This is a genomic window from Sphingosinicella terrae, assembly GCF_003347635.1.
Taxonomy (GTDB): domain Bacteria; phylum Pseudomonadota; class Alphaproteobacteria; order Sphingomonadales; family Sphingomonadaceae; genus Allosphingosinicella; species Allosphingosinicella terrae.
The window spans coordinates 470397-495577 of record NZ_QDFY01000001.1; the positions used below are offsets into that span (position 1 = coordinate 470397).

General features: G+C 68.7%; 28 protein-coding genes and 1 tRNA gene. 18 read left to right on the forward strand and 11 right to left on the reverse strand.

Translation table 11 applies throughout. From position 1 onward, the window contains the following. Positions 1-75: 75 nt before the first annotated feature. From ccmC to DDE10_RS02250, 8 genes are all read left to right on the forward strand, one after another. Positions 76-798 (forward strand): heme ABC transporter permease CcmC, encoded by a 723-nt coding sequence (ccmC, locus tag DDE10_RS02215; RefSeq protein ID WP_114951071.1) that lies wholly within the window; start codon positions 76-78, stop codon positions 796-798. Continuing rightward, the gene (locus DDE10_RS02220; RefSeq protein ID WP_114951072.1) at positions 795-932 is read left to right on the forward strand and encodes a heme exporter protein CcmD; all 138 of its coding nucleotides are present in this window, start codon (positions 795-797) and stop codon (positions 930-932) included. Before ccmC ends, DDE10_RS02220 begins: the two co-directional genes overlap by 4 nt. Beyond that, positions 922-1359 carry a cytochrome c maturation protein CcmE gene (gene ccmE, locus DDE10_RS02225; protein ID WP_114951073.1) on the forward strand — a complete coding sequence of 146 codons (438 nt, stop codon included), beginning with the start codon at positions 922-924 and terminating at the stop codon, positions 1357-1359. The genes DDE10_RS02220 and ccmE overlap by 11 nt, the downstream gene beginning before the upstream one ends. Then, positions 1356-3284 carry a heme lyase CcmF/NrfE family subunit gene (locus DDE10_RS02230; RefSeq protein WP_114951074.1) on the forward strand — a complete coding sequence of 643 codons (1929 nt, stop codon included), beginning with the start codon at positions 1356-1358 and terminating at the stop codon, positions 3282-3284. Before ccmE ends, DDE10_RS02230 begins: the two co-directional genes overlap by 4 nt. Next, on the forward strand, positions 3281-3811 hold the full coding sequence (locus DDE10_RS02235; protein WP_114951075.1) for a DsbE family thiol:disulfide interchange protein: 531 nt from the start codon (positions 3281-3283) through the stop codon (positions 3809-3811). Before DDE10_RS02230 ends, DDE10_RS02235 begins: the two co-directional genes overlap by 4 nt. Positions 3812-3846: 35 nt before the next feature. After that, on the forward strand, positions 3847-4254 hold the full coding sequence (locus DDE10_RS02240; RefSeq protein ID WP_114951076.1) for a cytochrome c-type biogenesis protein: 408 nt from the start codon (positions 3847-3849) through the stop codon (positions 4252-4254). Further along, complete coding sequence (locus tag DDE10_RS02245; RefSeq protein WP_114951077.1) at positions 4254-4949, forward strand: tetratricopeptide repeat protein; 696 nt, start codon at positions 4254-4256, stop codon at positions 4947-4949. The genes DDE10_RS02240 and DDE10_RS02245 overlap by 1 nt, the downstream gene beginning before the upstream one ends. 75 nt (positions 4950-5024) lie before the next feature. After that, positions 5025-5393: a glyoxalase superfamily protein gene (locus tag DDE10_RS02250; RefSeq protein ID WP_114951078.1), complete on the forward strand. Its 369-nt coding sequence runs from the start codon at positions 5025-5027 to the stop codon at positions 5391-5393. Positions 5394-5414: 21 nt separating this feature from the next. Here the strand turns inward: DDE10_RS02250 and ald are convergent, their stop codons facing one another. Next, on the reverse strand, positions 5415-6518 hold the full coding sequence (gene ald / locus DDE10_RS02255; RefSeq protein ID WP_114951079.1) for an alanine dehydrogenase: 1104 nt from the start codon (positions 6516-6518) through the stop codon (positions 5415-5417). A gap of 159 nt (positions 6519-6677) precedes the next feature. Between ald and DDE10_RS02260 the strand changes: the two genes are divergently transcribed. Together DDE10_RS02260 and DDE10_RS02265 are read left to right on the forward strand one after the other, a co-directional pair. After that, a complete protein-coding gene (locus DDE10_RS02260) occupies positions 6678-8588 on the forward strand; it encodes a potassium transporter Kup (RefSeq protein ID WP_114951080.1) in 1911 nt (636 codons plus the stop codon). 28 nt (positions 8589-8616) lie between these two features. Further along, positions 8617-9093, forward strand: coding sequence for a 2'-5' RNA ligase family protein (locus DDE10_RS02265; RefSeq protein ID WP_349356528.1), 477 nt, complete (start codon positions 8617-8619; stop codon positions 9091-9093). A 47-nt stretch (positions 9094-9140) separates the two neighbouring features. Here DDE10_RS02265 and DDE10_RS02270 read toward each other — a convergent pair whose 3' ends face one another. Next, on the reverse strand, positions 9141-9563 hold the full coding sequence (locus DDE10_RS02270; protein WP_114951081.1) for a DUF3775 domain-containing protein: 423 nt from the start codon (positions 9561-9563) through the stop codon (positions 9141-9143). Between the two features lie 178 nt (positions 9564-9741). On the opposite strand from DDE10_RS02270, the gene DDE10_RS02275 reads away from it, so the two are divergent. The 3 genes from DDE10_RS02275 to DDE10_RS02285 all read left to right on the forward strand — a co-directional run bounded on the left by DDE10_RS02275 (position 9742) and on the right by DDE10_RS02285 (position 10652). Continuing rightward, positions 9742-9818, forward strand: a tRNA-Met gene (locus DDE10_RS02275). Between the two features lie 39 nt (positions 9819-9857). Next, positions 9858-10247 carry a hypothetical protein gene (locus DDE10_RS02280; protein ID WP_114951082.1) on the forward strand — a complete coding sequence of 130 codons (390 nt, stop codon included), beginning with the start codon at positions 9858-9860 and terminating at the stop codon, positions 10245-10247. A 69-nt stretch (positions 10248-10316) separates the two neighbouring features. After that, complete coding sequence (locus DDE10_RS02285; protein WP_114951083.1) at positions 10317-10652, forward strand: hypothetical protein; 336 nt, start codon at positions 10317-10319, stop codon at positions 10650-10652. A gap of 80 nt (positions 10653-10732) precedes the next feature. On the opposite strand, the gene DDE10_RS02290 is transcribed toward DDE10_RS02285, so the two are convergent. The 5 genes from DDE10_RS02290 to hppD form a co-directional block, all read right to left on the reverse strand. Continuing rightward, positions 10733-11956, reverse strand: coding sequence for a cupin domain-containing protein (locus DDE10_RS02290; RefSeq protein ID WP_114951084.1), 1224 nt, complete (start codon positions 11954-11956; stop codon positions 10733-10735). Between the two features lie 125 nt (positions 11957-12081). After that, entirely contained in the window at positions 12082-12651 is a 570-nt protein-coding gene (locus DDE10_RS02295; protein ID WP_114951085.1) for a hypothetical protein, read from the reverse strand. 94 nt (positions 12652-12745) lie between these two features. Continuing rightward, positions 12746-14008: an alanine racemase gene (locus DDE10_RS02300; RefSeq protein WP_114951086.1), complete on the reverse strand. Its 1263-nt coding sequence runs from the start codon at positions 14006-14008 to the stop codon at positions 12746-12748. Continuing rightward, positions 14005-14802, reverse strand: coding sequence for a nucleotidyltransferase domain-containing protein (locus tag DDE10_RS02305; protein WP_284734391.1), 798 nt, complete (start codon positions 14800-14802; stop codon positions 14005-14007). The genes DDE10_RS02300 and DDE10_RS02305 overlap by 4 nt, the downstream gene beginning before the upstream one ends. 47 nt (positions 14803-14849) lie before the next feature. After that, a complete protein-coding gene (hppD, locus tag DDE10_RS02310; RefSeq protein ID WP_114951088.1) occupies positions 14850-15920 on the reverse strand; it encodes a 4-hydroxyphenylpyruvate dioxygenase in 1071 nt (356 codons plus the stop codon). Positions 15921-16063: 143 nt separating this feature from the next. Here hppD and trxB point away from each other — a divergent pair, with 143 nt between their 5' ends. Then, positions 16064-17044, forward strand: coding sequence for a thioredoxin-disulfide reductase (trxB, locus tag DDE10_RS02315; protein ID WP_114951089.1), 981 nt, complete (start codon positions 16064-16066; stop codon positions 17042-17044). 37 nt (positions 17045-17081) lie between these two features. On the opposite strand, the gene DDE10_RS02320 is transcribed toward trxB, so the two are convergent. From DDE10_RS02320 to DDE10_RS02330, 4 genes are read right to left on the reverse strand one after another with little or no spacing between them, the layout of a single operon-like run. After that, positions 17082-17906, reverse strand: coding sequence for a hydrolase 1, exosortase A system-associated (locus DDE10_RS02320; RefSeq protein ID WP_162806218.1), 825 nt, complete (start codon positions 17904-17906; stop codon positions 17082-17084). Next, positions 17891-18565: an alpha/beta hydrolase family protein gene (locus tag DDE10_RS23300; RefSeq protein ID WP_162806220.1), complete on the reverse strand. Its 675-nt coding sequence runs from the start codon at positions 18563-18565 to the stop codon at positions 17891-17893. The genes DDE10_RS02320 and DDE10_RS23300 overlap by 16 nt, the downstream gene beginning before the upstream one ends. Then, positions 18562-18840 (reverse strand): acyl carrier protein, encoded by a 279-nt coding sequence (locus DDE10_RS02325; RefSeq protein ID WP_114951091.1) that lies wholly within the window; start codon positions 18838-18840, stop codon positions 18562-18564. Before DDE10_RS02325 ends, DDE10_RS23300 begins: the two co-directional genes overlap by 4 nt. 32 nt (positions 18841-18872) lie before the next feature. Next, positions 18873-19877 (reverse strand): GNAT family N-acetyltransferase, encoded by a 1005-nt coding sequence (locus DDE10_RS02330; RefSeq protein ID WP_162806222.1) that lies wholly within the window; start codon positions 19875-19877, stop codon positions 18873-18875. A gap of 60 nt (positions 19878-19937) precedes the next feature. Here DDE10_RS02330 and DDE10_RS02335 point away from each other — a divergent pair, with 60 nt between their 5' ends. The 4 genes from DDE10_RS02335 (at position 19938) to DDE10_RS02350 (ending at position 25180) form a co-directional block, all read left to right on the forward strand. After that, positions 19938-21452 carry an acyl-CoA ligase (AMP-forming), exosortase A system-associated gene (locus DDE10_RS02335; protein ID WP_114951092.1) on the forward strand — a complete coding sequence of 505 codons (1515 nt, stop codon included), beginning with the start codon at positions 19938-19940 and terminating at the stop codon, positions 21450-21452. Then, positions 21449-22684: a pyridoxal-dependent decarboxylase, exosortase A system-associated gene (locus tag DDE10_RS02340; RefSeq protein WP_114951093.1), complete on the forward strand. Its 1236-nt coding sequence runs from the start codon at positions 21449-21451 to the stop codon at positions 22682-22684. The genes DDE10_RS02335 and DDE10_RS02340 overlap by 4 nt, the downstream gene beginning before the upstream one ends. 265 nt (positions 22685-22949) lie before the next feature. Then, positions 22950-23597 (forward strand): XrtA/PEP-CTERM system exopolysaccharide export protein, encoded by a 648-nt coding sequence (locus DDE10_RS02345; RefSeq protein ID WP_114951094.1) that lies wholly within the window; start codon positions 22950-22952, stop codon positions 23595-23597. A 53-nt stretch (positions 23598-23650) separates the two neighbouring features. Next, the gene (locus DDE10_RS02350; protein WP_114951095.1) at positions 23651-25180 is read left to right on the forward strand and encodes an XrtA system polysaccharide chain length determinant; all 1530 of its coding nucleotides are present in this window, start codon (positions 23651-23653) and stop codon (positions 25178-25180) included. Position 25181 lies beyond the last annotated feature (1 nt).

The window sequence follows — 25181 nt, forward strand, 5'->3', positions numbered from 1 at the left end:
CGCAACGCCGACTTGCCCTTTTGGTTCCACCATCTTCCGGTTTGGCCAAGCCTCGGCTACACGGGGCGCCGACCGATGCACGTCTACGCGAATCCGACCCGTTTCCTCAAATTGGCGCGACCCCTGACGGCCTGGCTGGGCTGGTCCGGGGCCGTGCTGATCCTCGTCGCCTTGGCCTTCGGCCTGTTCTACGCGCCGCCCGAGCGGCTGCAGGGCGAGAGCGTGCGCATCCTCTACGTCCACGTTCCCGCCGCCTGGCTGGGCATGGGTGGCTGGACCGGCATCGCGTTCGCCAGCCTGATGCAACTGATCTGGCGCCATCCGCTCGCTGCCGTGGCCGCGCGGGCGGTGGCGGTTCCGGGCGCGGCCTTCACCTTCGTCTGCCTCGCCACCGGATCGCTGTGGGGTCGGCCGACCTGGGGCACCTATTGGGAGTGGGACGGACGGATGACCTCGATGCTGGTCCTCCTCTTCCTCTATCTCGGCTATGTCGCACTCGCGGCGGCCGAGAAGGACAAAGGCGGGGAAGGACGGGTGAGCGCGATCTTCGGGCTCGTCGGCGCGGTCAATATCCCGATCATTCATTATTCGGTGGTGTGGTGGAACACGCTCCACCAGGGGCAGAGCATCAGCTTCGTGCGCGGCACATCGACCATTGCCGGGCCGATGCTGTGGCCCTTGCTCGGCGCCGCTCTGGGCTTCGGACTGCTGTTCGGCGCGATCGTGCTGATGCGGATGCGTGCCGAGCTCGCCCGCAACAAGATCGAGGCGCGGATGAAGCGGATGGCGGCGAAATGAACCACTGGCCTTTCGTCATCGGCGCCTACATCGTGGCGGTGGCCGGAATCGCCGGCCTGACCGTGTGGAGCTGGGTCGCGATGCGGCGTGCGGAGAAGGAAGCGGAGAAGCTGGGGCGGGGCCGTGAAGCCTAAGAACCAGCGTCTCGTCCTGCTCGTCGTCGCCCTCGTCGCCGTGGTCGGCGCGGTGCTGCTGGCCATGTCGGCGATGCGCGACCAGGCCGCTTTCTTCTACGCACCCGCCGACGTCGAGCGCCGCGGCCTTCCCCTCGATCGTGCCGTGCGCATCGGCGGCATGGTCCGGGGCGGCTCGATCCGGCGCCATCCCGACGGCGTCACCATCGATTTCGTCGTCGGCGACGAGACCGAGTCGACCATCCCGGTCCGCTTCACCGGAATCACGCCCGACCTGTTCCAGGAGAATAGCGGTGTCGTCGCCGAAGGCCGCTTTCAGCCGGACGGCAGCTTCGTCGCCACGGAGATCCTCGCCAAGCATGACGAGAATTACATGCCCCCGCAGCTCGGGCCGCAGGGCCAGCACAAGACGGAATCGCTCGAATGATCGCTGAAGGGGGGCTTGCGGCCTTGTGGCTGGCGGCATCCTTGTCGCTGCTGCAGCTCTTCCTCGGCGCGGCCGCGCTCAGGCCGGGCGGCGAAGGGCTGCTGCGCGTCGTCCGGCCGCTGGCGGTGGCGCAGGGCGTGCTCGCCGCCATCGCTTTCCTCGCGCTCATCTGGCTGTTCCTGCGCACCGATCTGTCGGTCCAGCTGGTCGCCGCCAACAGCCATTCGGCCAAGCCCTGGCTGTACAAGTTCGCCGGCGCCTGGGGCAATCACGAAGGCTCGATGCTGCTCTGGATTACCGTGCTGGCGGTCGCCGGCGGAGCCGTCGCCCTGCTCGAGCGGCGCCTGCGCCAGGACACGCTGATCGCCACCCTGGCCGCCCAGGCGGCGATCGGGCTGGGTTTCTACGCCTTCCTGCTCTTCGCCTCCAATCCCTTCACCCGCCTGTCGCCGGTTCCGGTCGAGGGCAACGGCCTCAATCCTTTGCTCCAGGATCCCGGTCTCGCCTTCCATCCTCCGACCCTCTATTTCGGCTATGTCGGCATCTCGGTCGCCTTCTCCTTCGCGGTTGGGGCGCTCATCACCCGCGACGTCGGCCCCGCCTTCGCCCGGGCGATGCGGCCCTGGGTGCTCGGCGCCTGGATCTTCCTCACCCTCGGAATCACCGCCGGCTCCTACTGGGCCTATTACGAGCTGGGCTGGGGCGGCTGGTGGTTCTGGGATCCGGTCGAGAACGCCTCGCTCATGCCCTGGCTCGCGGCCACCGCCTTGCTGCACAGCGTCACGGTCCTCGCCACCCGCGACGGCCTGCGGGCCTGGACGGTCATGCTCGCCGTCGTCGCCTTCTCGATGTCTATGATAGGCACCTTCCTGGTGCGATCGGGCATCCTCACCAGCGTCCACGCCTTCGCCGTCGATCCGCGCCGCGGCGCCTTCATCCTGATCCTCCTGCTCCTCTATATCGGCGGCGCACTGGCGCTGTTCGGTCTTCGCGTCGGCACGGTGAAGGAGGGATCGCGCTTCGACTTCGTCAGCCGCGAAGGCGCGCTGGTGGTCAACAACCTGCTGCTGTCGGCGATCCTGGGCGTGGTCTTCGTCGGCACGCTCTATCCGCTCGCGGTCGAAGCTGTGACCGGCGAGAAGCTCTCGGTTGGCCCACCCTATTTCAACGCCGCCGCCGGGCCGATCGCCCTGGTGCTCGTCGCGGTGATGGGCGTCGGCGCGCTGCTGCGCTGGCGGAGCGATCGTCTGAAGGCGCTGGCGCAGCGCCTCGCCGTGCCGATCCTGGTGACGGCGGCGGCCTTGCTCCTCGTGGTCCTGCTCGTCCCCGGAATCCGCATCCTGCCCTTGCTCGGCCTCGTCCTCGCAGCCGGGGTCGGCGTGGCCAGCCTCGCGCCCCTGTGGAAGCGCAACCTGCGCCGGACGCCGCTCTTCATCTGGGGCATGGTCGTCGCCCATTTCGGCATCGCCGTGACCCTGGCCGGCATGGCCTCCGAGGCTGCCTTCACCAAGGAGACGTTGGTGGCGGCAAGCCCCGGCCAGATCATGAGGGTCGGCCCGTTCAGCGTCCGCTTCGAGAGCGTCGAGCCGGTCGCCGGCCCCAATTGGACCGCGATTGAGGCGCGGCTCACCGCCAGCCGCGGCGGCGGCCGGCCGGTGGCGCTCGCCCCGCAGGCGCGGATGTTCAGCACACCGCCGACACCGACCAGCGAGGCGGCGATCGCGACCGTGTGGGACGGCCAGCTCTACGTCGCCATCGGTGAGCCGGACGCGCAGGGGCGCTGGCAGCTTCGCCTCTGGTGGAAGCCGTTCGTGACCCTGATCTGGCTCGGCGGCGGCCTCGTCGCACTCGGCGGTCTGCTCGCCCTGATCGGGCGGCTGCGGCGCAAGAGCCCACAGCCGCGGCTCCAGGAGGCGCTGGCATGAGCCGCCGTCTCATCCTGTGGGCACCGCTCGCGGTCTTCGCCGTCTTCCTCGCCGTCTTCGCCGTCAGCCTCTATTCGCCGTCGCAGAGAACCGTGCCCTCGCGGCTGATCGGCCAACCGGTGCCGGAATTCCGGCTCGATCCGGCGTTGGGCGGCCGCCCGGGCCTGTCGAGCGAGACCCTGCGCCGCGGCCAGCCGCGCCTGGTCAACATCTTCGCCAGCTGGTGCATCCCCTGCCGGGCCGAGGCCGCGCAGCTCGACGCGCTCGCCCGCCGCGGCATTCCGATCGACGGCATCGCCGTTCGCGACCGCCCCGAGGACCTCGCCGCCTTCCTGCGCGCCTATGGCGATCCGTTCGCGACGATCGGCGCCGACAATGACCGCCAGGTCCAGCTCGCCTTAGGCTCGGCGGGCGTGCCCGAGACGTTCATCGTCGACGGCAACGGCATCATCCGTCACCAGCATATCGGCGCGATCAATCCGCAGGACGTGCCCGCACTGGCCGCCGCCTGGGAGGCCGCGCGATGAGGGGCATCTTCCCGAAGAATCTCTCAGGGAGGGGCATGCTAAGCGCTCTCCTTGCCTGCCTTGCCCTCGCAGCCACCCCGGCGCTCGCCGATTCGCTCATGCCGGCGGCCCGCTATGCCCACACCCAGCTGGCGGACCCTGCGCAGGAGCGGCAGGCCAAGGCGCTGATGGAGACGGTGCGCTGCCTCGTCTGCCAGGGACAGTCGATTGCGGACAGCGATGCGGAGATGGCGGGGGACATGCGCGCGCTGATTCGCCAGCGCATCGAGGCCGGCGAGACGCCCGATCAGATCCGCGACTGGCTGGTCGCGCGCTACGGCAATTGGGTGACTTATGATCCGCCGCTCGAGCCGGTGACCTGGCCGCTCTGGGCAGCGCCGGTTCTGCTGGTCGCCCTCGGCGTCTGGCTGGCCCGCAAGCGCTTCCGTCGGAGGCGCGGCTGATGGGTTGGGTCTCGATACTGGTGCTCGCCGCCCTCACCGCGGCGGCTCTGTGGCCCTTCTTCCGCCGCGACAAGGCCGCGCTGCAGCTGCTCGGCGCCACCCTGCTGGTCGCCCTCGCCGGTTACGCCATGCAGGGGCGGCCGGCCCAGGAAGGCAGCCCCAAGCCGCCGCCCGAGCGTCAGCCGGTGCCCGATAGCGACTTCGCCCGCACCCGCGGCGAGATGATGGGCCAGTTCGACCGCGCCTCCTTCTGGCTGACCATGTCGGAAGGCTATGCCCGCCGCGGCGACACCCAGGGCGCCGTCCAGGTGATCCAGAGCGGCCTTCGCGACTCGCCGCAGGATCCGGACCTGTGGGTCGGGCTCGGCTCCGCCCTGGTCGCCCATGCCGACGGCATGATCACGCCCGCGGCCGAGATGGCGTTCCGTCGGGCGCAGCGGATCGCGCCCGAGCATCCGGCGCCGCCTTATTATTTCGGCCTGGCGCTCGCCCAGGCGGGCAATTTCGACCAGGCCGAGCAGCTCTGGCGCCGGATCCTCGCCGATGCGCCTGCCGACGCGAGTTGGCGGCCGATGGTCGAGCAGCAGATCCAGGCGCTCCAGCAAGCGCGGGCGATGCAGGGCCTGGCGCCGGCGCCGAGTGCATCCGCGCCGGGTCCAGCTCCGGCTCCGGCGCCGTCCCCGCCGCCCCGCTAGCCTCGACGAGCAGTAGGCAAGGTCTCTCGTCTCCACTATTCTCGTCCGCTCGAGGCTCCGGACGAGGAGAATGAGATGACCGCCGCCCCGGCGCCCCGGCTCGTTCGCGCCGCCCCCGAGCTTCCGGTCGACGATCTCGACCGGGCGCTCGCTTATTATGACGGGCAGCTAGGGTTCCGCACGATGAGCCGGATGCCCCAGGGCAATTATGCGGTGGTGCAGAGAGACGATGTCGCGCTGCATCTGTTCAGCGACGGCGATGCGTCGACGCCGGTCTCGCTGCATATCTTCGTCGAGGAGATCGAGCGGCTCGAGTCGGACCTCGGCTCGCGGGGTGCGCGGATCACTCAGCCGCTCGAGCGCAGGCCCTGGGGCAATCGCGATTTCCGGATCGTCGACCCCTTCGGCAACCAGATCAAGTTCACCGAACCAGCCGCCGTCTAGCGGGCGGGGCGGGACCCCGGGCTAGGCGGCCTTCTCGAACGGGAGCCCCAGCGCCTGCGCCACCGCCTGGTGCCGGATCTTCCCGCCCGAGACGTTGAGCCCGTTGGCGAGATGCGGGTCCGCCTTCATCGCCTCCGGCGCGCCGAGATTGGCGAGCTTGAGCACGAAGGGCAGGGTGGCATTGTTGAGCGCGAAGGCCGACGTGCGGGCGACCGCCCCCGGCATGTTGGCGACGCAATAATGAATGATCCCGTCCACCTCGTAGACCGGATCGCTGTGGGTGGTCGGCCGCGAGGTTTCGAAGCAGCCGCCCTGGTCGATCGAGATGTCGACGAGGACCGATCCCCGCTTCATCGTTCCGAGCATGTCACGGGTGACCAGCTTGGGCGCGGCGGCGCCCGGGATCAGCACCGCGCCGATCACCAGCTCCGACTTGGCGACCGCCTTCGCGATGGCAGCGCGGGAGGCGTAGGCGGTCTTGATCTGGCTGCCGAAGAACATGTCGAGCTCGGCGAGGCGGGCATTGGAGATGTCGTAGATGGTGACGTCGGCGCGCATGCCGACCGCCATCTGGGCGGCGTTGACCCCGGATATGCCGCCGCCGAGGATGGTCACCTTCGCCGGGGCGACGCCGGGGACGCCGCCGAGCAGGACGCCGCGGCCGCCCTGCTCCTTCTCGAGATAATGGGCGCCGACCTGGATCGACATGCGGCCGGCGACCTCGGACATCGGCTTGAGCAACGGCAGCGAGCGATCGTCGGCCGTGACGGTCTCATAGGCGATGCAAGTGGCGCCTGACCGGATCAGCCCCTGCGTCTGCTCCGGATCCGGGGCGAGATGCAGATAGGTGAACAGGACGTGGCGCGGCTCCAGCAGCGCGATCTCCTGCGGCTGCGGTTCCTTGACCTTGACGATCATGTCGGCGGCGGCGAACACCTCTGCCGCGGTCGGCGCGATCGTCGCGCCTGCGTCGAGATAGTCCTGGTCGGAAAAGTCGATGCCGACACCGGCGCTGGTTTCGACGACGACCTCATGGCCGGCGGCGACCAGCTCGGCGACCGAGGCCGGGGTGAGGCCGACGCGATATTCGTGGATCTTGATCTCTTTTGGGACACCGACGCGCATAGGGGACTCCCTGTATCTGGGCGAATGGACGGGCTATACCGCCGCGCATGGGGGTTGTCGTCCGTTGCGAAGGGAGTCGGGCGGTGCTAACCCGCGCGCCGTCTTGGCACGGTCAGGGCGCCAATAGAGGAAAGTCGGACGTTCTTCCGATCCTGACCGATGAGCGATAGCGCCGCCACCCTTCCGCCCGCGGAGAATTCCGCCGGGCACCATGCGCCGCAAGGCAGCATCGTCGGCCTGACCTTGCTCGCGCTCGGCGTCGTATTCGGCGACATCGGCACGAGCCCGCTTTATGCGCTGCGCGAGACCTTCGCCGGCGCACACCCGCTGCCGATCAACCGGATCCAGGTCTACGGCGTTATTTCGCTGATCTTCTGGTCGATGATGCTGGTGGTGAGCATCAAATATATCACCATCCTTACCCGCGCCGACAATAAGGGGGAGGGCGGCAGCCTGGCGCTGCTCGCCCTCATCTCTCGCAAGGCCAATGTGCGCTGGTCGACCGGCATCGTCCTGCTCGGCGTCTTCGCCTGTGCGCTCTTCTACGGCGACAGCATGATCACGCCGGCCATCTCCGTCCTGTCGGCGGTGGAGGGGCTGACGGTGGTCCAGACCGGGCTGCAGCCGCTCGTCATCCCGATCGCCATCGCCATCCTGGTCGGCCTGTTCCTGATCCAGCGCACCGGCACGGCCCGGGTAGGCGCCATGTTCGGCCCGGTGGTTCTGGTCTATTTCTCCACCCTGGCGGTGCTCGGAACGCTCAGCATCGTCAAGCATCCCGACATCCTGTGGGCGCTCAACCCCTGGTATGCGCTCAATTTCTTCCTCATCGACAAATGGCTCGGCTTCCTTGCCCTGGGCTCGGTCGTGCTGGCCGTGACCGGTACCGAGGCCCTCTATGCCGACATGGGCCATTTCGGACGCAAGCCCATCCGCAACGCCTGGACCCTGTTCGTCATGCCGGCGCTGATGCTCAATTACATGGGGCAGGGGGCGATGCTCATCGACAATCCGGCGACGGTCACCAACCCCTTCTTCCTGCTCGCCCCGGAATGGTTTCGCCTGCCTTTGGTGTTCATCGCCACCCTGGCCACCATCGTCGCGAGCCAGGCGGTGATCTCGGGCGCCTTCTCGGTCACCCACCAGGCGATCCAGCTCGGCTTCGTGCCGAGGATGCGGATCACCCACACCAGCGCGCGGGCGGCCGGGCAGATCTACATCCCGGTGATCAACAATGCCCTGATGGTGCTCGTCATCATGCTGGTGCTGTTCTTCCAGAATTCGAGCAACCTCGCCGCCGCCTACGGCGTCGCCGTGACCGGGGCGATGCTGATCGACACCTGCCTGCTCGCGGTCGTGCTGTTCTCGCTGTGGAAATGGCCGTCCTGGGCGTCTGTCCCGCTGCTCGCCATCTTCTTCATCGTCGACATCACTTACTTTGCGGCGAACCTGACCAAGATTCCGGATGGCGGCTGGTTCCCGCTGCTCATCGGCCTGATCGGCTTCACCATGCTCACCACCTGGGCACGCGGCCGCAAGCTGATGATCGAGCGGATGGACGAGGCGGCGATCCCGCTGCCGATCTTCATCAAGTCCGCCGGCAAGAGCGCGGTGCGGGTGCCCGGCACCGCCGTCTTCCTCACCACCTCGACCGAGGGGGTGCCGCATTCGCTGCTCCACAATCTCAAGCACAACAAGGTGCTGCACGAGCGAGTCATGCTGCTCACCGTTCGGATCGAGGACGTGCCCTATGTCGACCGCGACAAGAGCTTCGACCTGGAGGAGCTGGGCAGCGGCTTCTATCGGCTGATCATCCGCTACGGCTTCATGCAGGAAACCGACATCCCGGCGGCGCTGGCGAAGGTCGAACGCTGCGGCGCCGAGTTCAAGATGATGGACACCAGCTTCTTCCTTGCGCGGCAGACCCTGATCGCTTCGGAGCGGCCGGGCATGGCGCTGTGGCGGGAGAAACTGTTCGCCTGGATGCTTCGAAACGCCGAGAGCGCGATGGAGTTCTTCAGGCTGCCGCCCAATCGCGTCGTCGAGCTCGGCGCCCAGGTCGAGGTCTGAGCTGGCCGCGCCGCTGATCGTCACCGCCTTGTTCGGCCCCGGCGATGATGGCTGGATCCAGCAGATGCGGCGCGAACATTATCCCGCCGATCTCAACCGCGTCCCCGCCCATCTCACCTTGTTCCGGCAGCTTCCGCCGAGCGCCGAGGGCGAGCTTTCCGCGCGGCTGGCCCAGGTGGCGGCCGCCCCGCCGCCGCGCGCGGCAATCGCCGGAATCGTCGATCTCGGCGGCGGCACCGCCCTCAGGGTCGTCAGCGATGCGCTCGAGGCGATCCACGCCGAGCTCGCCGAGACGCTGCACGGCCTGCTGACGCCCCAGGACCAGGCGCCGTGGCGGCCGCATGTCACCGTCCAGAACAAGGTCGAGCCGCGGTTGGCCCGGCAATTGCAGCAGCAACTGCGCGCAACCTTCGAGCCTCGTCCGCTTGCCGTCCGCGCGCTCGCGACGTGGCGCTACCGGGACGGGCCGTGGGACAAGGTGAGGGACTATCCGTTCCGCGGGTAGGGCGTTGCAGGACAAAGTGCCATCATCCCGACGATAGGCGTCCTGCCTCAATCGTTCTGGCCGACGCCTTCGCAGCTATAGTCGAACGCCGCGAGCCCCGCCTCGAGGTGGGACGCCAGCAGCGGCATGTCGAGCAGCTCGTCGATCCTTTCGTCGGCATCGAGATCGGTCGCCTCCGCCACCGCGTCCTCCCACTCGGAGGCGTCGTATGTGCCGCGGCCGACCCAGGCCAGGGCCACGGTCTCGACAAGCTGGTCATCGGCGAGGTCGTCGAGTACCGCCGTGACCTCCTCCTCGACCGAGGTGTTGAGCTCGTCCTCGAGCGTCGACAGCGCCTGATCGCCGTCATCGTCGAGGTCGTCGACATCGTCGGCATCCTCGTCCGGATCCTGCGCGGGCACCTGCGCCTCGAGCTCCTTGGCTCGAAGGATCAGACGGCACAGCGTCTCTAGCGGTGTCAGCAATTCCATGCGGGCCTCTCCCTGCGCTGGTTCCCCGACGAAACGACACCGGGGGCAGCGGGTTCCGGACCGAGGCGACGCATCTTTCGGGGTTGAATTCCGGCCGTGGGCACTCCAGTTGACCGCTGGTCCGGTGCTTCTTATAGCGCCGCGGCGCGCCCGGGAGAATGCCGGCGCCGGCCGATGGGGCGGAGTAGCTCAGCTGGTTAGAGCAGCGGAATCATAATCCGCGTGTCGGGGGTTCAAGTCCCTCCTCCGCTACCATATCGGTTCGCTGTGCTTCTCCGGCTGCGAGGGAGAAGCATGCGTTCTCTGGTCCGTTCCTGCCTGATCGCCGCGCTGGCCGCGAGCGCCCCGGCGCACGCCCAATCGCCGGCGCCGGCGCCCGAGCCGTCCCAGCCGAACTTTCGCAGCCTGTGGACCGGCTGGGCCACGGCCAACGACCAGGCGATGCGGCGCGAGGCGGAGGCGCAGCGGCGGGTGGAGCAGGACCTTGCCACCGCCGACGCCGACCGCCGACACAGGCTCGCCAATCAGGGCCGGGCGCTCGGCGAGCTGGTCGGCGAGACCGTCCGCCTCGGCGATTGCGAGGAGGGCGAGCGAATGGCCCGCGAGGCGGGCGACTTCGCTTTGGTCGAAGCGGTCCGCCACCATTGCCGCGGCCGCGCGATCCCGGTCCAATCTCGCCGCTAAGGCCGCGAAAATCGTTGTGAATTCGCGGCTTGAAGCGTAAGTGATGTCTTCCACGGGGAGGGCATCGCTATGAAGGATTTACGCAAGGTCAGCCGGCGCTCGTTCATGACGCGCGTGGTCGGCGGCGCCGTTATCGGCGGCGGCGCGATGGTGGCGCTCGGCGGCAGCGCCAAGGCGCTCCAGATCACCGACGGCGATCCGGGCGATCCGGCCAACCGCACCGGATTGACCGACAATGATTCGGGCGATCGCGCCGGCAATGGACGCGGCACCCGCCGCTACCGCGCCTGCAGCGACAATGATTCGGGCTCCAACGCCGATCCGGCCGGCCGCGGCCGCGGCAACGGCACCAGCGACTCCGACAGCGGTGCCAATGCCGACCGCCCGGGTTGCGGCCGGCGCTGAGACGGCCTGACCAGCATAGGGACTTGAAGCGGGCCCGCCATGACGGCGGGCCCGCTTTTCATTAGGCGCGCCAGGCAGCGTCAGTCCACGCGCTCGATAAACCCCGCGGCCCACAGCATCCGGGTGATCTCGACCGGATCGTTTCCGGGCAAGGCGTCGGCCCGGAAAGGCTCGCCAGACAAGGCGATGTCGAGCGCGTCTCCATCCTCGGCCTTGAAATCGAGGTCGCCGCCGGGGCCGATCAGCACGATCTTGCCGTCGTCGTCGGCGACGTTCCAGGGAACGAAGCGGCGCCGGCGGAAGCGATCCTCCGGCGTGAAGCGGTGGGCGCTCGCCACCAAGCCGGCGACGTTGGGACGGCGGCCGCGCAGGAAATTGTCGGCGAGCAGGTCGAAGGCGCCGTCCATGCTGGCTTTCTCGGCGATCAGTGCGGTCAGCTTGTCGAAATGCCGGCGCGCGACATCACGATCGAAGTCGCGGCTGGCAAAGCCCGGCGGCAGCGAGCGGCGAAAGTCCGGCTCGGCCAGCGCCAGCTCCGAGATCGCCTCGAGCAGCAGATCGGCCCAGGTCTTGGTGATCAGTCCGACAGTGATGTGCAGCGACGGCTCGTCGCCGACATTCTCGGCATCGTGCATCATCCCGCGGGGGATGTAGACGCAGTCGCCCGGCTCGAGGGTGAAGGTGCGGGTAACCTCGCCTGGCTCGTAGCGGCCGAGCTCGAAATTCTCGCCGCGATAGGGAATCTCGACCGGCACACCGTACAGGCGCCAGGCTTTCGATCCCGAAATCTGCATCACGAACACGTCGTGATTGTCGAAGTGGGTGGCGAAGCCCTGATTGCCCGACGGGGTCAGATAGACGTTGGTCTGGACGTGGCAGGAGAAGACCTCCTCAAGCGACCGGCAGAATTCCCCGAGATTGAAAAGCGAGTCGTGGAGGTGGGGCAGGATGATGGTCGCCCCCGCCAGATAATTCTCGGCTACCCCGACGGCACTGATCCGTCCGCGCTCGTCGACATAGGTGTCGCGCTCGATCCGCGTCTTGTGGCTGGTGAGATCGATCATGCCTTCGCGAAGATCCGCGCTGGCGATGAAATGGTCGAGCGTCTCGAGCGTCAGAAGGTCGGCATAGCGGGTCGGCTCGCCGCGGGCGGTGAGCAGCGCGTCGCGCTCGTAATAATGCTCGAAGAAGGTTTCGTGCGTTTCCGGCGCGATGAGGAAGCCGAGCGCATCCTCCTCCCAGCGCGGCGCCGGCGCGGCCGCGTCCATCTCCGACAGTTTCGACCGACCCGATTGTGCGCTCATCCATGCCTCCCCGCTACGGAAGGCATCTCTATCGGGCCGCCAGGGCCGCCGGAAGCGGAATATCCTTTATGCCCAGCGGAAAGAGGACGGAAGGGCCGGCTGCAGCGCCGGCCCTTCCGATCGGATCAGTTGCCGTCCGACCCGGCGCCTTCGCCGGCGGCCTCGGTCGATGCCGACGAGGCTGGGATCTGCGCCCGAAGCTCGGCGAGGGTGGCGCCGATCCGCAGCCCGGCCTGGCCGGGTGCGACCGACGAGCGCGGCAGCCGGACCGGCTGCTCGCCGACCGAGACGGTAATGGTCTCGGCGTCCATGGCCTGGATCGGGCCGATCGGCGTCCCCTCGCGGTCGTGGACGACGGCGCCGACGGCGATCGAGGCCTGTGCCTGCGCGATCGCCTGGTCGAGCTGGGCGTTGAGCTGATCGCGGGTGAGGCCGAACAGCACCGCCTCCGCGGTCGGGGTGAAGGAGGAGACCGGCAGCCGCGCGGCGTGACGATCGGTCTGGACGACGACGAACTCGCCGTCGACGGAGGCGACCCGGCCGACCTCGCCGCCCTGGGGATCCTTCACGGTCGCGCCGACCTGGATGGTCGGAGCGGCGGCCGCAGGCGCGGCGGTCTGCGCGGCGACGGTGGCGGCGGGCAGAAGCAGAGCCGCGGCCAGCGCGGATGCGGCGAGTGAGTTGCGAAAGTTCATCATGGCTCCTCTGGTGGTGGTGAAGTGGGGGCGGCTCCGGCCGCCTCTCGGGGGGAAGCTTACCGGCGCGAGCCGTCAGTGCAACCCGTGCCGATCAGAACAAAGTGGTGACGGCACCGGTCACCCGATAATCGCGATCGACCGTCAGCAAGGCGCGCCATCGATCGAAGGTGGCGCAGGGATGCGAGATGCCGAAGCCGACCAGATCCCCGACCGTCAGCGCGCTATCGGGCATCGAAAGAGCGGCATGCTGGTCCCATAAACGGGTAACGCACAAGCCGTCGGCTGGTTCCAGTTTTCCCGTGTTCCCAATGGGATAGACATGGAGCGGGATGGGCGGCTCGAGATCGTAGGAGAAGTCCCGCTTGCCGGCGCCGACGATGGCGAGGCCAGGCTCGGGAACCGACAGGACCGGCGCCCAGACCTCGAGGGCATGGGCGAGGCGGGGCAAATCGGCGCCTGGCGGGGCGGATTCGGGCAGGCCACCGGCGAAGATGCGGTGGTAGCAGCCGCTGTCGTGGGTGACGTAGCAGCCGGGCCGGATGATCCGGACGACCTCGCGTCCCTCGATTCGCGCCGGCAGCTTCGCCGCGCACAGGTCGAGAAAGGCCGAACCGCCGGCGGAGAGGAGGAGCGGCCCCTCGGCGAGCAGGCCCTCGCGGATCATGTCGTGCGCGGCGATGATCGCGACGTCGATCATGTCGGCCGCGCCCAGCCGCCCGTCCGCACCGGCCGGGTGGATCCCCTCGAACGTCTCGGCGCCGCGCAGCGCCAGCCAGGGCGCGGCGCCGGCGATGTGGCGCGCCACCTCGACCGCTTCGCCGACGCTGCGCACGCCCGCGCGACCGCCCGCCATGCCGGTCTCGACGAGCAGCTGCACCGGCCGAGCGAGGCCGGCCTTGCGGGCCGCCTTTTCCCACAGATCGACCGTGGCCGGGGAATCGACGAGGGCGTAGAAGTCGAAGGCGGAATCGGCGGCGAGTTCGCCGACGACGAATTCGAGGTCGGCACGGCCGGCGAGACTGTTGGCGAGGAAGACCCGGCCGATGCCCAGCCGGCGGTAGATCCGCACATGATGCGCCGTCGCCGCGGTCATGCCCCACGCCCCCGCTTCGAGCTGCATCCGGAACAGCTCGGGGCTCATGCTGGTCTTGCCGTGCGGGCAGAGCAGGGCGCCGTGACGATCGGCGAAGGCCTGCATCTCGCGGACATTGCGGGCGAGCGCCTCCTCCCGGACGATCGCCGCCGGCATCATCAGGTCGCCGTCCAGCAGGCTGAGGCCGAGCCCGACGAGCTCCGCCGGCGACAGGCCCTCCGCTCGCGGCGGCAGCCCCTTGATGCGCCAGTCGAGGATCACGCACCATCTCCTGGTGACGTTTCCGCGAGCGCGACCCACTTCCGAAAGAGGGATTCGGCCTCCCGGCGCGCCTCGCGCGCCGGCGGCGCCAGCTTCTTCTCGAAGGAAGCGCGGGCGGTATCGAACTCGCGATCGACGAACTCCGACACCGGCCGCGGCAGCGGCGCGGATCCGAGCTCCCGCGTTTCGGCCTTGCGGCGGATCATCTCCGCGACGATGCCGGACACGTCTGCCGGGACGTCGCTCTCCTCGATGAGGGTGGGAAAGTGCATTGGCGGGAGCGTTTCCTGCGGATGCAGGCGCAGCCAGCGTAGGGCGGCGGCGGGGCGAAGGGCGTAGAAGATCTTCTTCGCCGCAACTGCCCTGCCGTCTCCGAAGTAGGTCCGGCGTTGTCGCTCGCCCAGGTGAAGATAGTGGCGGCCGATCCTGTCTCTCGGCGCATGTTTCGCCGCGAGGGCAAGCAGCTCATCCCTAAACCCGGTGAAACCGCGATACACGAGGGGCGAGCGCAGCCACTCGATGACGACCGCATTGCCGTTGAGCAGGAGCCGCAGCGCTTTTCCCAGATCCCAGCCGTTCACGTCGAGATCGTCGACCAGCGGCGTCTCGATGACGTCGCGTTCGGGCCAGGGTGTCAGATAGGCCTCGGTCCGCCGCACGAAGATGAAGCGGCAATCATAGTCGCTGTCGGGCGAGGGGAAGCCCCACGCCCGGCTGCCGCTCTCGATGGCCCAGAGCAGGGTGACGCGATGGTCCCGCTCCACTTCCGCGAGCAGCGCCGAGATCGCCGCCACCCGCTCTGCCGCAAGCGGCAGGCGGCCGGGTTCAAGGGCCTGGGCGCTCAGACATTCTCCTTCGCCGGGATCACGCCGCGGCGGATCTGGTCGAGCTCGATCGACTCGAACAGGGCCTTGAAATTGCCCTCGCCGAAGCCCTCATTGCCCTTGCGCTGGATGATCTCGAAGAAGATCGGACCGATCATGTTCTCGGTGAAGATCTGGAGCAGCAAGCCCTCCCCGGTTTCCGGGGAGCCGTCGATCAGGATGCGGCGGTCGCGCATCGCCTGGATATCGTGGCCGTGGCCGGGCAGACGCTCGTCGATCATGTCGTAATAGGTTTCCGGCGAGTCCTGGAAGCGCAGGCCGTTGGCGCGCAGCGCGTCGACGGTGGCGAAGATGTCGTCGGTGGCCAGCGCGAGATGCTGAATGCCTTCGCCCTTATATTCGCGGAGAAACTCCTCGATCTGGCTATGCTCGTCCTGGCTCTCGTTCAGCGGGATGCGAATCTTGTCGTCGGGCGCGGTCATCGCCCGGGACAGCAAGGCGGTCTGCTGACCCTCGATGTCGAAATAGCGGATCTCGCGGAAGTTGAAGATGCGCTCGTAGAACTGCGCCCAATGGTTCATCCGGCCGCGATTGACGTTGTGGGTGAGGTGGTCGAGCGTGTGCAGCCCGACCGATCGGCCGTCCCGCGCCGCGCCGGGCACCGGCTCGAAATCGACATCGTAGATCTGCTCGGCGCCGTAACGGTCGACGAGATAGAGATAGGAGCCGCCAATCCCCTCGATCGCGGGAATTTCGAGCTCGCCGGGACCACGCGGCGTCTCGACCGGCTTGGCGCCGCGCTCGACCGCCATCGCGAAGGCCTTCTTCGCGTCCTTCACCCGGAAGGCCATGCCGTTGGCCGAGGGGCCGTGCGCCTGGCGGAAATCGGCGGCCTGTCCGGACGGCTCCATGTTGAGGATGAAGTTGATGTCGCCCTGGGCATAGTGGCGGACATTCTTGGAGCGATGGTTGCCGAGATGACTGAAGCCCATCGCCACGAACAAGCCGGCCAGGGCTGCGGGATCGGGGCCGGTGAATTCGACGAACTCGAAGCCATCGAGGCCGAGTGGATTTTCCTGGGCGGTCATGTCACTGCCTTCGTGCTGGATTTCGCTGGATGCGGCGGCTCTTACCAGCGCCCGGACGGCCCCGCAAATGACGGTTGCACGGGGCGGGGCAGGACCCTACCTCCGGTCGATACCCTGTCATTCCGCCTCAGAAAGCATCCCCGATGGCCGCCACCCATTCCACCCGCATGCTGATCCTCGGCTCCGGCCCCGCCGGCCTCACCGCCGCCATCTATGCGGCGCGCGCCGGCCTGGCGCCGATCGTCGTCCAGGGCATCCAGCCGGGCGGGCAGCTCACCATCACCACCGATGTCGAGAATTATCCCGGCTTCGCCGACGTCATCCAGGGCCCCTGGCTGATGGAGCAGATGCAGAAGCAGGCCGAGCATGTCGGCGCGCGCATGGAATGGGACCATATCGTCGAGGTCGACCTGTCCCAGCGCCCCTTCCGCATGGTCGGCGACAGCGGCGCCGTCTATCTCGGCGACACGCTCGTCATCGCCACCGGCGCCCAGGCGAAATGGCTGAACATCCCCTCCGAGGAGCGGATGAAGGGCAAGGGCGTGTCGGCGTGCGCGACCTGCGACGGCTTCTTCTATCGGGGCAAGAAGGTGATCGTCATCGGCGGCGGCAACACCGCGGTCGAGGAAGCGCTCTACATGACCAATCACAGCCATGACGTCACCCTGATCCACCGCCGCGACTCGCTGCGCGCCGAGAAGATCCTCCAGGATCGGCTGTTCGCCCATGCCAACATCAAGGTGATGTGGAACCGTGAGGTCGCCGATTTCGTCGCCGGCGGCGAGCCCGAGGGCCTGGTCGCGGTCGACCTCAGGGACACGCGGACGGGCGCGATCGAGCGGCTGGACACCGAGGGCGCCTTCATCGCCATCGGCCACTCGCCGGCGACCGAGTTGCTCAAGGGCCAGCTCGAGCTCGACGCCGACGGCTATGTGCCGGTCACGCCCGGCACCAGTCGGACCGCGATACCCGGCGTCTTTGCCTGCGGCGACGTCATGGACAAGATCTACCGCCAGGCGGTCACAGCGGCCGGCACCGGCTGCATGGCCGCGCTGGACGCCGAGAAGTTCCTCGCCGAGATGGATTTCGAGACCAAGGAGGCGAGGGCGCTCGAGGAGGCGTGAGGCGGCCGGCGGCGGGCCGGAGGGGTGCGCCCCTCGACTACGCTCGGGACGAACGGGCGTGGGGAGTGGCAAGATCTTCGAGACGGCGCATCGCTTCGAGAACCGCGTCCCTCAGCTTTTCCCCGTCGCCTGACCTCGCGAAGGTGTGAGAGTCCGTCTCAAGCCTTTGCACCCCTACCGCCAGATCCTTGAAAACCGGCGCCTTCAGTTCCGCCTCGGCCGCGATGGCGGTGGCGTCTCCAGTCGCCAGGATCAGTTCCACCGGGAGCCGGTGCCGCGCCATCGCCACCGCCACTTCCTGAGCCAGCGTCGACGGCGCGGTCTGCCCGGACTTCAGAACGCCTCTGAAGAGCTTTCGATAATCGACTGCGCCGGTGAGCAGCCGCTTCCAGCCGTCCAGGCTGAGAAGCCGCTCCCGATAATGGCGGCGGATGGCCGCCGGCGGGGGCTCGCCGGAAGCGGCTTCGACCAGCCAGGGATTGACGAGGATCAGGCCGTCCAGCCCGGCGGCGTCGCCGAACAGTGCCGAAGCGGTGGCGCCGTCGCACAGGCCGAAGCCGATCAGGCGGCGCAGCTGCGGCTGCTCGTCGCGAAAGGCGGCGGCGGCGGCGGCGATGTCGGGTCCGCTGGCCCGGAAGCCCGGATCCTCGCCTTCACTGTCGCCGACGCCGCGACGGTCGAAGCGAATGCAGGGAATTCCAGCTTTCGATAACGACTTGGAGAGGCTTTCGCTCATCCGATGAGAACCAACCCGGGTCTGGCTCCCGCCGGTGACGAGGAGCAGGCCGGTCTCCCCCGCGGCCGCGTCGAGGGTGGCGGCAAGCGTCGCGGCGTCGCAGGCGAAGGTCAGCAGGCGGCGCATGCCGATCCCCAGTGGGCGAGGTCGGCGGCGATCGCCTCCGCGAGCTCTTCCGAGGCGCCGGGCTCGGAGCGCCGCCATAGGGCCGGCCCGGGCAGCTTGACGTCGGCGGCTCCGGCATCGCTGGCGAGGCGCGCGACGCGCATCGGCGCCGCTTCCGCGGGCGTGGCGGCACCGATAGAGGCCTTGAGCGCCTCCGACGGAGCATAGCCCGCCCATTCGACCCCGGCGATGCCGGCGCGAACCATATCCCGCACGAGCGAGGCGCCGGCGACCGGCGCCATTCGCCAGCGGCCGTTCGCCTCGGCCGCATCGTCGAGGAGGGCGCCGCCCCGCAAGGCGGCGATCAGAGGCCGCCGGCCAGCGGCCGCCGCAGCATGTTCGGCCGCCGCCATGACGTCATTCCGCCAGTCGCCCCAGCCGACCGCCTCGAGTGGTCGCTCGCTCTCGCCGGTGCCGGCGAGATCGGGAAGCCAGCAGGCATGGCCCCGCGCCGCCAGCCTGCGCATGACGGCGCCGATCAAGGCGCGGGTGCGGTTCATTTCCTCGAACAAGGGCGGGACGAACAGGATCGGCGTCGCCTCGCGGTCGCCGATCCGCATCATCCATTCATCCCGGCCGTCGCTGCGAAAGCTCTCGTAAGCGAGGGCCGCTGCGCTCACTGCAGCGCCTTGGCCCGGGCGAAGGTGAGGAGCGCGCCGAAAGTCTCGAGCATGTCGGCGTCGACCTCGTGATCCTCGATAAGGATGCCGAGGCGCTCCTCGAGCTCGGTCAACAGGCCGGCCACCGCCATCGAGTCGAATTCGGGCAGCGCGCCGAACAGAGGGGTGCTCTCGTCGAAGCCGCGAACCCGTTCCTCCGACAGGCCCAGCACGTCCACCAGGACGGCGCGCAGCGTCGCGTCAATTTCCTGTTCGTCGTCAAAGGCGGCGACCATGCTCGGCCCTCTTCATCATTGCGCCGCGCGACCTACCGGCTTCGCCGACGAGCGGCAAGCGCCGATGCCCAGGCCCTCGCCGCCCCGGCGAAGCCGGCGATGGTGCGCGGATTATAGGCGGTGAGCTGCCAGAGCGGCCGCCGCTCCTCCATCCACTCGGCCTTGTAGCCGTCGTCGCCGGTGCCGTAGTCGATCAGCCGGACGCGGTCCTGATCGAGAGCGCGGCGGAACATCGCTTCGCCAAGGATGGTGCCGGGCGACAACGACTTGGCATCCTCGCGGTAGGCGAGCTTGTGGATCGTCGCCTCTTCATTCTCGACCAGCCAGAGCTGCGCCGCGACGGGCATTGCGTCCTTGCGGGCGATACCGAGCCGAAGCGTGCCGGCAGCGCCTTCCTGCTCGGCGAGAGCCCGCAGGAAGCCGAACGAGCCCTCGTCGGGCTTCCAGCTGGCGCGATAGACGGACTCGTATTCGGCCCAGGCGCCGGCGTCGAAGCGGTCGAAGATCTGGATATCGAGCCCGGCGGCCTTGGCCTTGCGCCGTGCCGTGTTGCGCAGCCGCGCCGGCCGCCGCGCCCAGAAGGTCTCGAAATCCTGGCCGTCGGTGCGCACGATCCAGTTGCCGGTCTTCTCGGTGACGGAGGCGATCCACCCCGCCGCGGCGAAGGCGGCGCGCAGCGGTTCAGGATCCTCGACCGGGGCCAGCTCGACCCGGGCGACGCCGCCGTGGCGAAGCGTCGCGGCGATCGCGGTCAGGAGGGGGGCGCTGCGGTCGCCGACGGCATCGAAACGCAGCGAGTACCAAGCGGCAAAGGCGGCGGCGTGGGGATGCTCCACCGCCAGGAACAGCCAGGTCCGCTGCGCCGCGTCACGGGCGCGGATCGCGAGCAGCTTGCCGGCGGGCGGGCAATGCTCGGCGATCAGCCGGAACCAGGAAAGGCGTGCGTAAGCGCTTGGCTGGGACGCGCGGTCGAGGCGGCCGCCGGCGTCGGCCGCGATCGTTTCCCAGTCCTCGAATAGCTCGACCTCCGCCGACACCCTGGCCCTTTCCCTTCTTCCCCGGCTGCGGCAGAAGCTGTGGGCCAGCAAGGAACCCCAGTGCAAGCCCCCGATCCCACACCCCGCCCGCTCGACCATCTCACCCTGCGCGGCAGTGCCGATGCGCCGGCCCTGCACACGCGCGAGGGCACTTTGAGCTATTCCGGGCTCGAGCAGGCGGTGGGCACGCTCGCTGCGGCACTGAAAGCTCAGGGTCTCGATGCGGGAGACCGGGTGGCGAGTTGGCTCCCGAAGAGCCGGATGACGAGCCTGCTGCCGCTTGCCGCGGCGCGGGCGGGGCTCGTCCACGTGCCCATCAATCCGCTGCTCAAGCGCATGCAGGTCGGCCACATCCTCGCCGACAGCGGCGCGCGGCTGCTCATCACCGGCCGTGCACGGCTGGCGACCCTCGAGCCGGACGATGTCCCGTCCGCCTGCCGGCCGCTGGACGAGGAGGAGTCCGCCACCTTGTCCAGCGGTGACGAGGCGCTGGGGCCATCCTCCGTCGCGCCCGACGCGCTTGCCGCCTTGCTCTACACTTCAGGCTCCACCGGGCGGCCCAAGGGGGTGATGCTGAGCCACGCCAATCTGTGGCTCGGCGCCGTCAGCGTCGCTTCCTATCTGCGACTGTCGGCCGAGGACCGGGTGCTCGCCGTGCTCCCGTTCAGCTTCGACTATGGCCAGAACCAGCTGCTGTCGGCCTGGGCCGCCGGCGGGGCCGCGGTGCCGCTCGAATATCTGACGGCGCGCGACGTGATACGCGCCATCGAGGCCTATGATATCAGTACCTTGGCCGGCGTCCCTCCCTTGTGGGTTCAATTGATCGAGGCGGTCTGGCCACCGGCCGCGGCGTTGAGCCTGCGCCGGCTGACCAATAGCGGCGGCAAGCTGCCGCCGTCGGTGATCCGGCGCATGCGCGAGCTCTTCCCGGTCGCGGACATCTACTCGATGTATGGCCTCACCGAGGCTTTCCGCTCGACCTATCTCGAGCCGGAACTGCTCGATTCCCATCCGGAGTCGATGGGCAGGGCCATCCCCTTTGCCGAGATCATGATCGCCGGCGCGGACGGACGGGCGATCGAGGGCGCCGGAGAAGGCGAGCTCGTCCATGCCGGGCCGCTGGTCGCCCAGGGCTATTGGCAAGACCCGGCCCGCACCGCGGAACGATTCAAGCCGGCGCCTGCCGGTTCGGCCCATGGCGGCCTCGCCGTCTGGTCGGGCGACCGGGTCCGACGCGACGAAGCGGGGCTGCTCTATTTTGTCGGACGCGAAGACGGGATGATCAAGACCGCCGGCAATCGCGTCAGCCCGACCGAGGTCGAGGAAGCGGCGATCGCCTCCGGGATCGTCCAGGAGGCGGTGGCGCTCGGCTATCCCGACGCGCGGCTCGGCGAGACGATCGTCCTCGTCGCCCGTCCCGCCGCCCGCGAGCGCGAGGAAGAGCTCAGAACCTTTCTCAAGCGGCAGTTACCCAATTTTATGCAGCCCGCGCATATCGTCTGGCGCGACGCGCTGCCGCGAAGTCCGAACGGCAAGCTCGACCGTGTGGAGCTGAAGAACGAGTTGATGGCATGAGCAAGCCGATGGGGGCGATACCGGCCGGCTATGCCGCCGATGCCGACGGCATGCTGCTGATCGGCGGCCGCCGCGCCGACGCGCTCGTCGGCGAGGCCGGGAATACGCCGCTGTTCGTCTACGACCTCGCACTGATCGGCCACAGAATCGCGACGTTTCGCGAGCATTTCAACGGCATCGATCTCCATTATGCCATAAAAGCAAACTCATACGTGCCGCTACTCAGGCATGTTGCGAAGCAGGTGGACGGGCTCGACATCGCCTCGGCGGGCGAGCTCGACATCGCGCTCGCCGCGGGCGCCGATCCCGCTTTGGTCAGCTTCGCCGGCCCAGGCAAGCGCGACTCAGACCTCGAGGCGGCGATCCGGTCGGGGGTGACCCTGAATGCGGAATCGCAAGGGGAGGTCGATCGCGCCATCGCGATCGGCGCGCGCCTCGGCACGACCCCCCGGATCGCGGTCCGGGTCAATCCCGACTTCGAGATCAAGGGCAGCGGCATGCGCATGGGCGGCGGCGCCAAGCCCTTCGGAGTCGATGCGGCGCGCGTCCCGGCACTCGTCCGCCGAATCCTCGCCGCCGGCGCCGAGTGGCGCGGATTCCACATCTTCGCCGGCTCGCAGGCGCTTGACCCAGCGGCGCTGATCGAGGCGCAGCGCGCGACGGTGGCGCTGGCCGGCAGCCTGGCGGAAGCGGCGGGCGCGCCGCCGCCGCTGGTCAATCTCGGCGGCGGGTTCGGCATTCCCTATTTCCACGGCGAGAAGCCGCTCGACGTCGGGGCGGTCGGCGCTGCCCTGGCCGAGGCGCTCGCGGCCCGCGCCGCGATCCTTTCCGGCTCCACCTTCGCGATCGAGCTTGGCCGCTGGCTGGTCGGGGAGGGGGGCGTCTATCTGACCCGGATCGTCGACCGCAAGGAGAGCCACGGCAGGGTCTTCCTCGTCACCGACGGCGGCATGCACCATCAGCTCGCCGCTTCCGGCAATTTCGGCCAGGTGATCCGCCGCAACTATCCCGTCGCCATCGCCGGACGTTTCGGGGCGGAAGCCGAGGAGGAGGTCAGCATCGTCGGCTGCCTGTGCACGCCTCTCGACCGGCTCGCCGACGACGCCATGATGCCGAGGGCGGATGTCGGCGATCTGGTCGCCGTCTTCATGGCGGGGGCCTACGGCCTTTCCGCCAGTCCCCAGGCCTTCCTCGCCCAGCATTCGGCGACGGAGATGCCGGTCGGCGCGTAACGGCGCCTGAGGCAGCCGAAGAGCGGCATCCTCAACGTCGTTCATCTCCTTAAATGCCTCAGATTTAACGCCTCGAGCGGCCCTGGTCCCAGATCGGGACGGTGCCGAAATGGGCCTTGTTCATAACCGTAATTTTACCTCTTGCCGCCATATCGACCCCAAATCCTGTGCCCCGTCCATCCCGAACAGGGACGGCCGGAGCGGGTGAGGGATCAGACGCCGCCCACGACTTCGGGCGGCGCTTCGATGGTGAAGAGGATCGAATATGCGTCTTGCCGCCAAGTCCCCGCTGACCCTCGCCTTGCTGGCCGGCGCGGCCCTGCTGTCCGGCTGCGCCTCCACGGGCCGCAGCGGCCAGAGCCTGCCGTCCGCCGGCATCGTCGGCGGCGGCGAGCAGGTCAGCGAGAATTACATCATCGGCGCCCTCGACGAGCTTACCGTCTTCGTCTGGCGCAATCCCGAGCTCGGTGCCCGCGTCCAGGTCCGCCCGGACGGCCGCATCACCACGCCGCTGATCACCGACATGGTGGCGGTGGGCAAGACCCCTGCCCAGCTCGCCGAGGACATCCGCGTCGTCCTGGGCGAATATATCCAGGATCCCCTGGTCTCGGTGATGGTCGATCGGCCGCAGGGCACCTTCTCGCAGCAGATCCGCATCGTCGGCGCCACCGAGCGCCCCGCGGCGATTCCCTATCGCGCCAACATGACCCTGCTCGACGCGATGATCGCGGTCGGCGGCCTTTCCGAGTTCGCCGCCGGCGATCGGGCGCGGCTCATCCGGGTCGACCGCGAGAGCGGGCAGCAGCGGGAATATGACCTGCGCATCGCCAGCCTGCTGCGCCGCGGCGACGTGCGCGCCAACGTCCGGCTCGAGCCGGGCGACGTCATCATCATCCCGGAGAGCATGTTCTGAGGCGCCTGCGCCCCAGGCGGCCCGCTCGGCCCTGACAAGGACACAAGCTCCCGATGGATGGACTCTACGAACAGTTCCGGATCGCGATTCACCAGGTGTGGCAGCGGCGCTGGCTGGCCATGGCCGTGGCCTGGGGCGTGGCCCTGCTCGGCTGGCTGGTGATCGCGCTCATCCCGAACAGCTACGAGGCGAAGGCGCGGCTGTTCGTCCAGATGCAGTCGATCCTGCCCAACCAGATCGGCATCACCCCGGACGAGCGCCAGAACCAGCTGCTGCGGCTGAAGCAGACGCTGACCTCGAACGAGAATCTCGTGAAGGTGGTGCGTCGTACCGATCTCAATGGCCTGGTGGCGAGCGAGCGTGACCTCAGCAGCGTGGTCTCGGCGCTGCGCACCCGGATCGTGATCATGGCGATGCCCGACGGGATGATCGAGATCACCGCCCGGTCCAACGTCTCCGGCTTCTCCAACGGCCAGAATGCGCGGACCGCCGCCGGCACGGTCCAGGGCCTGATCGACCTTTTCATCGAGCAGAATCTCTCCGGCGACCGCCGCGAGACCGGCCAGTCGCTGCAGTTCCTCGACGAGGAGCTGCGCCGCCGCGAGACCCAGCTGCAGGAGGCGGAGCAGCGCCGCGTCGAGTTCGAGCAGCGCTTCATGGGCCTGCTTCCCGGCACCGGCACGATCGACCAGCGGATGTCGGCGGCGCGCGCCGAGCTCGCCAATATCGAGCAGCAGATCGTCGCGGCCCAGGGCGCGGTCAACGCGATGCGCGGCCAGCTCGCCGCGACCCCGCAGTCCATGCCGGGGATCGGCGAGGCGGCGAGCACGGCCAGCGGCCAGATCGCCGCGATGGAGGCGCAGCTCAACCAGAATTTCGCGCGCGGCTGGACCGAGCAGCATCCCGACGTGATCGCCGCCCGCCAGCAGATCGCGCGGCTGCGTCCCTATGCCGCCGCCGAGCGGCGCAGCGGCACCGCCGGGATGCCCAATCCCAGCTACGTGTCGCTGCGCGCGATGATGGCCGAGCGGGAAGCCCAGCTCGCGGCGATGACGGCGCGGCGCAATCAGCTCCAGTCCGACCTCGGCCAGCTCGGCTCGCGCCAGGCGACCGAGCCGGGCCTCGCGGCCGAGCAGACCCGGCTCAATCGGGACTATGAGGTGCTGAAGCAGCAATATGACCAGCTGCTCGCCAACCGGGAGCAGGTGCGGCTGCGCAGCGACGTGCAGACCCGCACCAGCCCGCTCAATATTCAGGTCGTCGAGCCGCCGAGCGTCCCGAGCGTCCCGGCGGCGCCGAACCGGCCGCTCTTCGTCACCTTGATCCTGATCGTCGCCGCGGGCGCCGGAATCGCCGCCGCTTTCGTCAAGGGACAGCTGCAGACGACCTTCCCGACCGAGAGCCGGCTCGCCGCCGTCACCGGGCTGCCCGTGCTGGGCACGCTTAGCGAGGTGGTGACGCCGCCGGAGCGGGCGCGCCGGCGGCAGCGGCTGATCTGGCTGGGAGGCGCGGGCGCGGCGCTGGCGGCGAGCTACGCGATCCTGATCCTGGTCGAATTCTGGCAGCGAAGCTCGGTGGCGTGAG